This is a genomic window from Streptomyces sp. NPDC001668 (genome assembly GCF_042893155.1).
Lineage (GTDB): Bacteria > Actinomycetota > Actinomycetes > Streptomycetales > Streptomycetaceae > Streptomyces.
Genome location: NZ_JBIAUQ010000001.1, coordinates 530,839 through 543,298, shown reverse-complemented (window position 1 = coordinate 543,298; position 12,460 = coordinate 530,839). Strand labels below are relative to the sequence as shown.

9 protein-coding genes are annotated in these 12,460 nt (G+C 71.5%); all 9 read right to left on the bottom strand.

The window, feature by feature from the left end; all coding sequences use genetic code 11:
* Nucleotides 1-89: 89 nt before the first annotated feature.
* Nucleotides 90-1,526: a GTPase ObgE gene (obgE, locus tag ACFYZ8_RS02445; protein WP_388536733.1), complete on the bottom strand. Its 1,437-nt coding sequence runs from the start codon at nucleotides 1,524-1,526 to the stop codon at nucleotides 90-92.
* Nucleotides 1,527-1,643: 117 nt separating this feature from the next.
* Entirely contained in the window at nucleotides 1,644-1,898 is a 255-nt protein-coding gene (rpmA, locus tag ACFYZ8_RS02440) for a 50S ribosomal protein L27 (protein WP_030961848.1), read from the bottom strand.
* A gap of 14 nt (nucleotides 1,899-1,912) precedes the next feature.
* Nucleotides 1,913-2,233 carry a 50S ribosomal protein L21 gene (rplU, locus tag ACFYZ8_RS02435; RefSeq protein WP_007381993.1) on the bottom strand — a complete coding sequence of 107 codons (321 nt, stop codon included), beginning with the start codon at nucleotides 2,231-2,233 and terminating at the stop codon, nucleotides 1,913-1,915.
* A gap of 193 nt (nucleotides 2,234-2,426) precedes the next feature.
* Nucleotides 2,427-3,020, bottom strand: a complete 594-nt coding sequence (gene rfbC, locus ACFYZ8_RS02430) for a dTDP-4-dehydrorhamnose 3,5-epimerase (RefSeq protein ID WP_359031730.1) — start codon at nucleotides 3,018-3,020, stop codon at nucleotides 2,427-2,429.
* Between the two features lie 10 nt (nucleotides 3,021-3,030).
* Nucleotides 3,031-5,031, bottom strand: coding sequence for a glycosyltransferase family 2 protein (locus tag ACFYZ8_RS02425; protein WP_388536730.1), 2,001 nt, complete (start codon nucleotides 5,029-5,031; stop codon nucleotides 3,031-3,033).
* A complete protein-coding gene (rfbD, locus tag ACFYZ8_RS02420; protein WP_388536728.1) occupies nucleotides 5,028-5,924 on the bottom strand; it encodes a dTDP-4-dehydrorhamnose reductase in 897 nt (298 codons plus the stop codon). Before rfbD ends, ACFYZ8_RS02425 begins: the two co-directional genes overlap by 4 nt.
* A complete protein-coding gene (gene rfbB / locus ACFYZ8_RS02415) occupies nucleotides 5,921-6,907 on the bottom strand; it encodes a dTDP-glucose 4,6-dehydratase (RefSeq protein WP_020116357.1) in 987 nt (328 codons plus the stop codon). The genes rfbD and rfbB overlap by 4 nt, the downstream gene beginning before the upstream one ends.
* Nucleotides 6,904-7,971: a glucose-1-phosphate thymidylyltransferase gene (locus tag ACFYZ8_RS02410; RefSeq protein WP_359031733.1), complete on the bottom strand. Its 1,068-nt coding sequence runs from the start codon at nucleotides 7,969-7,971 to the stop codon at nucleotides 6,904-6,906. The genes rfbB and ACFYZ8_RS02410 overlap by 4 nt, the downstream gene beginning before the upstream one ends.
* Before the next feature lie 211 nt (nucleotides 7,972-8,182).
* Complete coding sequence (locus tag ACFYZ8_RS02405) at nucleotides 8,183-12,247, bottom strand: Rne/Rng family ribonuclease (protein ID WP_388536726.1); 4,065 nt, start codon at nucleotides 12,245-12,247, stop codon at nucleotides 8,183-8,185.
* Nucleotides 12,248-12,460: the final 213 nt, after the last annotated feature.

Below are 12,460 nucleotides of genomic sequence, written 5' to 3'. Positions count from 1 at the left end.
CTGTGACGGTCGTACGGATCGACCCGTACGACTCACAGGAGGAGCGGTTGGTTGTCCTTCGGTAGGCCGGGGCGTCGCCCGGCGTTCGCTCAGAAGGGCTCGAAGTCGTCGAACTCCTGGGCGGCCTCGTCCCGTTCGGCCTGCCTGTCGCGGCGGCGCTGGGCGGCGGGCCGGGGCTCCTCGAAGCGGTGGTCCTCGCCGCGCCGGCCGAGCATCTCGGCGCCTGCCATGACGGTCGGCTCCCAGTCGAAGACGACCGCGTTGTCCTCGGGGCCGATGGCGACGCCGTCGCCCGAGCGGGCGCCCGCCTTCATCAACTGGTCTTCCACACCGAGGCGGTTGAGGCGGTCGGCGAGGTAGCCGACGGCCTCGTCGTTGCTGAAGTCGGTCTGCCGTACCCAGCGCTCCGGCTTCTCGCCGCGCACCCGGAACAGCCCGTCCTCCTCGCGGACCACGGTGAAGCCGCTGTCGTCCACGGCCTTGGGCCGGATGACGATCCGGGTCGCCTCCTCCTTGGGCTTGGCGGCCCGCGCCCGCCCGACCAGGTCGGCGAGGGCGAAGGAGAGCTCCTTCAGCCCCATGTGGGCGACGGCGGACACCTCGAAGACGCGGTAACCGCGCGCCTCCAGATCCGGCCGCACCATCTCGGCGAGGTCCTTGCCGTCCGGTACGTCGATCTTGTTCAGGACGACGATGCGGGGGCGGTTGTCGAGGCCGCCGTACTCCCTGAGCTCCGCCTCGATGATGTCGAGGTCGGAGACCGGGTCGCGCTCGGACTCCAGCGTGGCGGTGTCCAGGACGTGCACGAGGACACTGCACCGCTCCACGTGCCGCAGGAACTCCAGGCCCAGGCCCTTGCCCTGGCTGGCGCCCGGGATCAGGCCCGGCACGTCGGCGATGGTGTAGACGGTCTCGCCCGCGGTCACCACGCCCAGGTTCGGGACGAGGGTGGTGAAGGGGTAGTCGGCGATCTTCGGCTTGGCCGCCGAGAGGACGGAGATCAGCGAGGACTTGCCCGCGCTCGGGTAGCCGACCAGCGCCACGTCGGCGACGGTCTTGAGCTCCAGCACGATGTCCTGGAGGTCGCCGGGCACGCCGAGCAGCGCGAAGCCGGGGGCCTTGCGGCGGACGGAGGCCAGCGCCGCGTTGCCGAGGCCGCCGCGGCCCCCCTGGGCGGCGACGTAGGAGGTGCCGTGTCCGACGAGGTCGGCGAGGACGTTGCCCGCCTTGTCGAGGACGACGGTGCCGTCCGGCACGGGCAGGACGAGGTCCTGGCCGTCCTTGCCGGAGCGGTTGCCGCCCTCACCGGGCTTGCCGTTGGTGGCCTTGCGGTGCGGGGAGTGGTGGTAGTCGAGCAGCGTGGTCACGGACTGGTCGACGGTCAGGATGACATCGCCGCCCCGCCCGCCGTTCCCGCCGTCGGGACCGCCGAGCGGCTTGAACTTCTCCCGGTGGACGGAGGCACAGCCGTGACCTCCGTTACCCGCGGCGACATGCAGTTCGACGCGGTCCACGAAGGTGGTCATGGTTCGGTGCCTCCAAAAACGTCATGGGTACTACAGGCGTAACACGCGAAAGGCGGACCCGCCTTCCCACCAGGGAAGTGAGGTCCGCCTCGCGAAAAGTTCGGTCTGGGCCTGGGATCAGGCGACCGGAACGATGTTCACGACCTTGCGGCCACGGTGGGTGCCGAACTGCACCGCACCGGCGTTCAGCGCGAACAGCGTGTCGTCGCCGCCGCGGCCGACGCCCGCACCCGGGTGGAAATGGGTGCCGCGCTGGCGGACCAGGATCTCGCCCGCGTTGACGACCTGACCACCGAAGCGCTTCACGCCGAGGCGCTGAGCGTTGGAGTCACGACCGTTACGGGTGGACGATGCGCCCTTCTTGTGTGCCATCTCTCCTCAGTCCCTTACTTCGCAGCCGCGGGGATCTCAGTGACCTTGATCGCCGTGTACTGCTGGCGGTGGCCCTGACGACGGCGGTAGCCGGTCTTGTTCTTGTAGCGAAGGATGTCGATCTTGACGCCCTTGTGGTGGTCCACGACCTCGGCCTGGACCTTGATGCCGGCCAGGACCCACGGGTCGCTGGTCACAGCGTCGCCGTCGACAACGAGCAGGGTCGAGAGCTCGACCGTGTCGCCAACCTTGGCAGTGGAAATCTTGTCAACCTCAACGATGTCGCCGACAGCAACCTTGTGCTGGCGACCACCGCTGCGCACGATGGCGTACACGCGGATCTCACTCTCTCGCTCGGGAACGGCACCCCCGCAGTCCAGCCGCCCGGCAGAGCGAACGGCCTCTCCCGGCCAGAACAGCGACCCGAGAGGAAGAGGTTTACGGGGATGTGGCGTGTCACCAGTGGACACGCCGACGGTCTAGGTTACGGGGCCGCAGCCGAACGGGTCAAACCGGGCCCCGCCCCGCTCAGCTGCCGAGACTCTCCCGGTACGCCACGCACTCCTCGTAGGAGGGCAGCAGCCCCTGCTCACGCGCCTCGGCCAGCGTCGGCGCCTGCTCGTCCTTGGGAGACAGCAGCGGGGCGAGCCCCTCCGGCCACTCGATGCCGATCTCCGGGTCGAGCGGGTGGATGCCGTGCTCACGCTCGGGCGCGTATCCCTCCGAGCAGAGGTAGACCACGGTGGCGTCGTCGGTGAGCGCCATGAACCCGTGGCCGAGCCCCTCGGAGAGGTAGACGGCGTGGTGGTCCTGGTCGTCCAGGCGGACGATCTCCCACTGGCCGAAGGTGGGCGAGCCCACCCGGATGTCCACGATCACGTCGAGGACCGCACCGCGCACGCACTTGACGTACTTGGCCTGCCCGGGCGGCACGTCGGCGAAGTGGATGCCGCGCAGGGTGCCCCGGCTGGAGACGGACATGTTGGCCTGGGCCAGGCTGAGCTCGTGGCCCGCGGCCTCGGCGAAGACCGGGGCCTTGAACCACTCGTGGAAGCTGCCCCGGCCGTCGGGGAAGACCTTCGGTTCGAAGACCCAGGCGCCGGAGATCGAAAGGGGTCGCATGGCGGAGGTCTCAGCCCTTCTTCTGGTTGGTCAGGGCGCGCTTGATGCGCCCGGCGGCCCGGCGCCACAGCGGGCGCGGCGCGGCCGCCTTCTTCTTCGGTGCGCTGGGCGCGGCCTTCTTCGTGGCCGACGGGGTGTGCCGGTCGATCACCTCGGCGGCGCCGGAGGCGTCCACCACGACGTCGACGGGCAGCCGCGTCCACTTGCGCTCACCGCGGGCCGCGGAGGGCACGCCGACGCGGACGGCCCAGCGCATGCCGGTGAGCTTCTCCAGCGGCAGCGTGGCGGTGGCGATACGGCCGTCCAGGACGGCGTCGGCCGGGTACTTGCCGACGTTCTTGCGCTCGAAGCGCAGCTGGACGGAGTCTCCACCGGTCGCGGCGATGTGCAGCGGCAGGGGCAGCCGTACGGCGTCACCCTCGACCGCGGCCTCGGCGGGCGGCATGACCGCGACCGCCTCGCCCTCCAGCTTGTTGGTGTGCTGGTCGACGTCGAGCGAGAGGTTGCCGGGACCGTCGGTCCAGTACGGCAGGACGAGGCGCTTGGGCTCGCCGGTGAGGGCGGCCAGGCGGCCGGACTCGACGTCGGCGCCGCGCACCGCGCCGAGCCGGGTCTCCTTGCTCCAGCCGCAGGACTTGATCCTGAGATGCAGGTCCCAGATGCCCTTGTCGAGCGGGGCACCGGAGGCCGCGGTCTCGGGGTCGAGCTCGGCGCGGGCGGAGATCCGCTGCCGGAAGACCCCGTCCCCGGCCTCGATCTCGTGCAGCTCACTCGTGACGGGAAGGTAGAACTGCCGGGCGTCCTCGCGGTGCCGGACCACGAGGTCGACGTCGCTCTTGGCGAGCGGGGCGTCCAGCTTGATGCCCTGGTCGTCGAGGGCCTTCAGCGCCTCGTCGGACAGCGGCAGACCGAGCAGCCGCCGCTCGCCGTCACGGCGGAACGTCATCGGCTCGCCGTCGATCTGGAGCTCGGAGTCGAAGCCGACCTTCAGGGTGCCGTCCTGCCACTCCAGCGAGGTGAGTTCGCCGGTGGGCTTGATCCCGGCCTCCCACTCGGCAAGCGTGCGGATGTCCTGGTAGCGGTCGGCGAAGACCAGGCCGGCGACGACCTTCTGGGTGAGGCCGAGACGGGCGACGACACCGGGCCCGAAGCGCTCGGTGACCACCTTGTGGATCTCGGTGTACAGCTCCTCGGCGTAGTCCTCGGGGAGCTTGAGCAGGCGCTGGCCGCGCAGCCGCTCGACCATCTCGTTGCGCAGCCAGCGGCTGAACAGCTTGTCGCGCAGCGCGCCGGGCTCGGTCAGCGACTCGACGACGTCGAGGGCCTCGCGCAGGTTGCCGAAGTAGCCGACCGGGTCGAAGCGCTGGAAGCCCGCGTTGGAGCCGTCGTCCCGGGTGATGTGGTAGTAGCACAGGTAGTCGCCGAGCACGGCGACACTCTTGGCGCGCAGATAGGCCTCGACGACGAAGACGTGGTCCTCGAGTCGGCGGCGGCCCTCCTTGAAGCGCATGTTGTGCTCGTTGAGGAACTCCCGCCGGAACATCTTGTGCGGGGTGAGGCTGTCGATCAGCGGCGCGTTCTCCACGGTGGCGCGCGGCCGGTTGACCCGGAACAGCTCCTGCGGGACCGGGCGTCCGATGCCCGCCATCTTGCCCACGACCACGTCGGCCTCGTTGGCCTTGCCGTAGTCGTACATCCGCTCGAGGGCCTCGTCGCCGAGCCAGTCGTCGTGGTCGACGAACATGACGTACTCGCCCTGGGCGGCCTCGATGCCGGTGTTGCGGGGCTTGCCCGACCAGCCGGAGGACTCCTGGTGGATGACGTGGAAGTGCGGGTGCTCGGCGGCGAGCTGGTCCAGGCGGGCCGGGGTCTCGTCGGTGGAGCCGTCGTCGACGAAGAAGACCTCGAACTCGTCCGGGGTCAGGCTCTGCCGGAGCAGGCCCGTGATGCAGTCCTCGACGTATTTGCCGGGGTTGTAGACCGCGATGACGACGCTGACCTTGACCGTCACGCCGTGTTCTCCTTCAGATGGACCCGGTGGATCTCCGGGAAGGCCTCGGTGAGGGCCGTACGCCAGTCGCGCAGCGGCTCGATGCCGGCCTCGGCGAACCGGCCGTGACCGAGGACGCTGTAGGCGGGACGGGGCGCGGGGCGCACGAAGGCCTCGCTGGTGGTGGGGCGGACCCGGTCCGGGTCGGCGCCCAGCAGCCGGAAGATCTCCTGGGTGAAGCCGTGCCAGGTGGTCTCGCCGGAGTTGGTGCCGTGGTAGACGCCGGCCGGGGCGGTACCGGCCAGGGCGCCGAGGCCCAGCTCGACCAGCAGGCCCGCGAGATCGGCGCTCCAGGTGGGCTGACCGCGCTGGTCGTCGACGACGTCGAGGGTGTCCTTGACGCCCTCCAGCTTGATCATCGTCTTGACGAAGTTGGGGCCGCCGGTGCCGTACAGCCAGGCGGTGCGGACGACGTAGCCGCGCTCGGTGGCCAGGACCGCCTTCTCGCCGGCCAGCTTGGTGCGGCCGTAGGCGCTGCGGGGCGCGGTGGGCGCGTCCTCGGGGTACGGCGTGGTGGCGTCCCCGGCGAAGACGTAGTCCGTGGAGACGTGCAGCAGGACGGCCCCGGTGCGGGCGCAGGCCTCGGCGAGGTGGCGCGGCCCGTCGCCGTTGATGGCGAGCGCCTCGTCCTCACGGGTCTCGGCGTCGTCGACGGCGGTCCAGGCGGCGCAGTTGACGACGACGGCGGGCCGGTGCTCTTCGAGAGCCGCGCTCACGGCGCCGGCGTCGGTGAGGTCCAGCGCCTTGCGGTCGAGGGCGACGAACCGCTCCCCCGACTGGGCGAGCCGGGCCAGGACGTCCTGGCCCAGCATGCCGCCCGCGCCCGTGACCAGCCAGGTGCGGTTGTCGCTCACAGCGCGGCCCGCTCCTTCAGCGGCTCCCACCAGGCGCGGTTGTCGCGGTACCACTGCACGGTCTCCGCGAGGCCCTGCTCGAAGCTCTTGCGGGGCTCGTAGCCGAGCTCCTCGCGGATCTTCGTGCAGTCGACGGAGTAGCGGCGGTCGTGGCCCTTGCGGTCCTCGACGTACTCGACGCTGGTCTCCCAGTCGGCGCCGCACGCCTTCAGCAGCAGACCGGTGAGCTCCTTGTTGGAGAGCTCGGTGCCGCCGCCGATGTTGTAGACCTCGCCGGCGCGGCCCTTGGTGCGCACCAGCTCGATGCCCTGGACGTGGTCGTCGATGTGCAGCCAGTCGCGGACGTTGCCGCCGTCGCCGTACAGCGGGACCTTCTTGCCGTCGAGGAGGTTGGTCACGAAGAGCGGGATGACCTTCTCGGGGAAGTGGTGGTGCCCGTAGTTGTTGGAGCAGCGGGTCACGCGCACGTCCAGGCCGTGGGTGCGGTGGTACGACAGCGCGATCAGGTCGCTGGACGCCTTGGCCGAGGAGTACGGCGAGTTGGGCTCCAGCGGGTGCGTCTCGGGCCAGGAACCCTCGTCGATCGAGCCGTAGACCTCGTCGGTGGAGATGTGCACGAAGGTCTTGATGCCCGCGCGGTGGGCCGCGTCGATCAGGGTGTGGGTGCCGACCACGTTGGTGCGCACGAACTCGGCGCCGCCGTCGATGGAGCGGTCCACGTGCGACTCGGCGGCGAAGTGCACCACCTGGTCGTGCTCGGCCATCAGCTTGCCGACCAGCTCGGGGTCGCAGATGTCGCCCTGCACGAAGGCGAATCCGGGGTGCTCGCGCACCTCGTCGAGGTTGGCCGGGTTGCCCGCGTAGGTCAGCTTGTCCAGGACGGTGACCGAGACGTCACCGGGGCCCTCGGGGCCGAGCACGGTACGGACGTAGTGCGAGCCGATGAAGCCGGCACCGCCGGTCACCAGAATCCGAGTGGTCATGAAGAGATCTGCACCTTGCTGTGATCACCGAGCACGAGCCGGTGTGCCTTGGGGTTACGGGGCGCGGGCGTGACCTCTACGTCACGTCCGATGAGCGAGGCCTCCACGCGGCGCACGCCGGTCACGGACGAGCCGCGCAGCACGATGGAGTACTCGATTTCGCTGTCCTCGATCCGGCAGTCCTCGGAGACGGACGTGAACGGACCGATGTAGGCGTCGTTGACCACCGTGCCGGCACCGATGATGGCAGGGCCGACGATCCGGCTGCCACTGACGCTGGCGCCCGCCTCGATGCGGACCCGGCCGATGATCTCGCTGCTCTCGTCGACCGTGCCCTCGTTGACCGGCTCGACGGTCTCCAGGACCGACCGGTTGACCTCCAGCATGTCGGTGACGTTGCCGGTGTCCTTCCAATAGCCGGAGATGGTCGTGGAGCGCACGTCACGCTTCTGGTCGATCAGCCACTGGATCGCGTGGGTGATCTCCAGCTCGCCGCGCCAGGAGGGCTCGATGGAGCGGACGGCCTCGTGGATGGCCGGGGTGAAGAGGTAGACGCCGACGAGGGCGAGGTCGCTCTTGGGCTGCTTCGGCTTCTCCTCCAGGCCCACCACCCGGCCGCCGGCGTCGAGTTCGGCGACACCGAAGGAGGTGGGGTTGGGGACCCGGGTCAGCAGGATCTGCGCGTCGGGCCGCTCGGCGCGGAACTCGTCCACCAGACCGGTGATGCCACCGACGATGAAGTTGTCGCCGAGGTACATGACGAAGTCCTCGTCACCGAGGAACTCCTGGGCGATGAGGACGGCGTGGGCGAGGCCCAGCGGCGCTTCCTGCGGGATGTAGGTGACCTTGATCCCGAACTGGGAGCCGTCACCGACCGCCTCACGGATCTCGTCCGCGGTGTCGCCGACGACGATGCCGACCTCGCTGATCCCGGCCTCGGCGATCGCCTCCAGGCCGTAGAACAGCACCGGCTTGTTGGCGACCGGCACCAACTGCTTGGCGGACGTGTGGGTGATCGGGCGGAGGCGGGTGCCCGCTCCCCCGGAGAGCACGAGAGCCTTCACGAAAATCCCTATTTGTCTAAATTAAGCGTCAATCTCGGCTCACATCATAACCCTGGGGACAGGCCGGGGATTCACCGGCCATTCACATGATCGATCACCGGTTGACAACTTTCCGTCGGACGCAATACCCACAGAATCACGAAATCCGCCCCCGGCGAACCGGGAGCGGATTTCGATCATCGTTCGGCCGAATTTACTCGGTGACCGTCTGTCAGGCCTCGTCCGCCTGGGTGGAGACGGAGCCCGGCGACTGCTGCTCGGCCGCCACCGTCTTCTTCGACGCCGCCTTCTTCGCGGTCGTCTTCTTGGCGACCGTCTTCTTCGCGGCCGTCTTCTTGGCCGTGGTGGTGGCCTTCTTGGTCGCGGCCTTCTTCGCCGTGGCCTTCTTGGCCGTCTTGCGGGCCGTCTTCTTGGCCGGAGCCGCCTCCTCGGCGGGCTCCTCCGCGTCGACCGGTTCGGCCTGCGCCTCCGCCGTGGGCACGACCACGACGGCCGCCTCCTCGGACGCGGTCGGCGCGGTGGCCTTGCGGACCGCACGGCGGCGCGGACGGGCCGGGGCGGCGCTCTCGACGGCCGGCTCGGGCTCGGCCGGCGCGGCCACCGGGGCCTCCTCGGCAGGGGCCTCGGCCACCGGCGCGGTCTCGGTGACCGTCACCACGGCGGCCTCCGCCCCCGCGGGCGACCCGGCGGGCGCGGACACCTTGCGGGTGGCGCGACGACGGGTACGGCCCTTGGGCGCGGCCTCCTCGGTGACCGGCGCCTCGGCGGCGACCACCGGGTCCTCCGCGGCCATGGGCTCGGCCTGCGCCTCGGCGGCCGTCTCCGGCTGCACGGGACGCTCGGCCTCGACCTCGGCGGGCACGGCTTGGGCGGTCGGGACCTCGACGCTCTCGGAGACCGGGCCCTCCTCGACGGCCGGCTCCTCGAAGCCGCCCGACCTGCGCGACCCGGCGCCACGCGGCGCACCGGCCGGGGCCGACGCCCGACGGCTCGACCTGCGACGGCCACGCCCGCGCGTGGCGGCCGCCTCCGCCTCGGCGACGCTGCTGTAGAGCTCCTCGTCGGGCTCGAACTCGGCCGGGGCGAGGGAGATCGGCTCGGCCACCTCGGCGGCGAGCTCGGCCTCGGTCTCGATCTCTTCGGGCGCCTCTACGGCGACCGCGGCCTCGTGGGTGTGCTCGTGCCCGTCGCCGCCACGCCCGCGCTTCTTGCGCTTGCCGCCGCCACCGGCGGAGGTCGGCTGCTCCATGTGCACGATGACACCGCGGCCGTTGCAGTGGACGCAGGTCTCCGAGAAGGACTCCAGCAGACCCTGGCCGACCCGCTTACGGGTCATCTGGACCAGGCCCAGCGAGGTCACCTCGGCGACCTGGTGCTTGGTCCGGTCCCGGCCCAGGCACTCGAGCAGGCGGCGCAGCACCAGGTCCCGGTTGGACTCCAGGACCATGTCGATGAAGTCGATCACGATGATGCCGCCGAGGTCGCGCAGCCTGAGCTGACGCACGATCTCCTCGGCCGCCTCCAGGTTGTTCCTGGTGACCGTCTCCTCCAGGTTGCCGCCCTGGCCGGTGAACTTGCCGGTGTTGACGTCGACGACGACCATCGCCTCGGTCCGGTCGATCACCAGCGAACCGCCGCTCGGCAGCCACACCTTGCGGTCCAGCGCCTTGGCGAGCTGCTCGTCGATCCGGTACGTGGCGAAGACGTCGACCTCGGAGGTCCACTTCTGGAGCCGGTCGGCGAGGTCGGGCGCGACGTGCGAGACGTATCCGTGGATCGTCTCCCAGCCCTCGTCACCGCTCACGATGACCTTGGTGAAGTCCTCGTTGAAGATGTCGCGGACGACCCGGACGGTCATGTCCGGCTCGCCGTAGAGCAGGGTCGGGGCGTTGCCGCTCTTCGCCTTCCTCTGGATGTCCTCCCACTGCGCCTGGAGCCGCTCGACGTCGCGGCGCAGCTCGTCCTCACTGGCGCCCTCGGCGGCGGTGCGCACGATGACGCCCGCGTCCTCGGGGACGATCTTCTTGAGGATGGTCTTCAGACGCGCGCGCTCGGTGTCGGGCAGCTTGCGGCTGATGCCGGTCATCGAGCCCTCGGGGACGTACACGAGGTAGCGCCCGGGGAGCGAGACCTGGCTGGTGAGCCTGGCGCCCTTGTGCCCGATCGGGTCCTTGGTGACCTGGACGAGCACGGGCTGGCCGGACTTGAGGGCGGACTCGATGCGGCGCGGCCCGTTGGCCATGCCGAGCGCCTCGAAGTTGACCTCACCGGCGTAGAGCACCGCGTTGCGGCCCTTGCCGATGTCGATGAAGGCGGCCTCCATCGACGGCAGCACGTTCTGGACCTTGCCCAGGTAGACATTGCCGACGTACGAGGTGGCCTGCTCCTTGTTGACGTAGTGCTCGACGAGCACCCCGTCCTCGAGGACGCCGATCTGGGTGCGCTCACCGCTCTGCCGTACGACCATCACACGCTCGACGGCCTCGCGGCGGGCGAGGAACTCGGCCTCGGTGATGATCGGGACGCGGCGGCGCCCCTGCTCACGGCCCTCGCGGCGGCGCTGCTTCTTGGCCTCCAGACGCGTGGAGCCCTTGATGGACTGCACCTCGTCGGACGGCTCGGCCTTCGGGCGCGGTTCGCGCACCTTGACGACGGTCCGCTCGGGGTCGCCGTCACCGGGCTCGGTGTCGACGGAGGAGTCACCGGCCCGACGCCTGCGGCGACGCCGGCGACGGCTGCTGGAGCTGGAACCGCCGGACTCGTCGGAACGGGCGTCCTCGTCGTCCTCGTCGTCGTGCTCGTCGTCCTCGTCCTGCGCGGACCGGCCGGTCTCCTCGGCGGGTTCGTCGTCGTCCGACTCCTCGTCCCCGGAGGCCTCGGCCGACTCTCCGCGACGCCGGCGACGGCCACCGCGCCGGCGGCGGCGCCTCGACCCGGTCTCCTCGGCGTCGTCCCCGTCGGCGGAGTCCTCGGCGGTCTCGTCCGTCTCCTCTTCCTCGACGGCCTCGACGACGACCTCGGCGGCGGTCTCCCGCGCCTCGGGCTCGTCACCGGCACCCCGGCGCCGGCGGCGGCGCCGCGACCCGGTCTGCTCCTCGGCGGCGATCTCCTCGACCGGCTCGACGGACTCGGCCGGCTCGCTCTGCCCGGCCTCCGCCTCCGCGGCGGCCTCGGCGGCGGCCCGCTGCGGGGTCTGGAACTGCGGCTCGGTGAAGACGGGCGCCTGGAACACGGCGACCGCGGGTCGGGCCGGCCGACGCGGCGACCCGTCTTCGTCGTCGGCACCGGCACCGGCACGGCGCCGCGCGGGCTCGGAGAACCCGGTGGCGGCCTGACGGACGGACCGGCGACGGGCACGACGCGGGGCGGCCTCTTCGACGGGTGCCTCGGCGGGGGTTTCCTGCGCGGCAGGGGCCTCGGCGGCCGGCTCGGACGGCGCGGTCTCGACGGCCTCGCCCTCGGCGGCAGCGGCGGGCGCGGTGACGCGGCGCGTGGCACGGCGGCGGGTACGGCGCGGGGCCGCGTCCTCGGCGTCGGCGGACTCGGCGGGCGCTTCGGCGGCCACCGGCTCGGCGGTCTCGGCGACCTCGGCGGCGGGCGCCGCCTCCACGGTCTCCACGGTCTCCGGGGCACCGGCGGGCGCGGCGGCCCGCCGCGAGGCCCGGCGGCGCGTACGCGGAGCGGGCGCGGCGGTCTCGGCGGCAGGCGCCTCGTCGGCGGTCTCGGCAGCGGCGGGCGTCTCTGCGGTCACGGGGGCCTCGGTCTCGGCGGACTCGTCGGCCGCGGGGGTGGCGGCGGGCGCGGAGACCCGGCGGGTCGCACGGCGGCGGGTACGCGCGGCGGGCGGAGCCGCGTCCTCGGCCTCGACGGCGGGCGCGCTGTCCGCGGCCGCGGTCTCGGCGGGCGTCTCGGCGGCGGCCACCGGCACCACGGTCTCGGAGGCCTCGGCCGCGGCGGGGGCACCTGCGGGCGCGGACGCCCGACGCGTGGCCCGCCGACGCGGGCGGGCGGCGGGCGCGGCGGCCTCGGCCGGCTCCTTGGCCTCGGGGGCCTCGGTGACCTCGACGTTCTCGTCGAGCTTCTCCTCCTCGTCCGTGACGAGGTCCTCGGCCTCCGCGGCCGGTATGGCCGGAGCGACGACCTCCTCGCCGCCCGGGGCGGCGGCGACCGGCGGTCCCGCCGGCCTGGACGCGGCACGGCGCCGACGACGCGGCGGCAGGGTGTCGCTCGGAGTGTTCGGTTCGGAACCCTCGATGGGTTCGGTCGGTTCGAGCATGCGGGCTTGTCTCCCGTCAGGCTCCCGGGCGCCGCGCCTGGCCCGGCAAGATGCCGGTGACGTCCGCGGCTCGCGCGATGCGCGGTGCCGCCGTCCGGGGCGCGGGCGCCGCACGGGAGCTCTCTGTGTCCTGTCTCGCCGGTTCCGTACGCCCTTGTTGGGTACGGCCTGGCGAAAGTCTTGTGGTCGGTGCGCTGCCCGACCCAGGTGGCT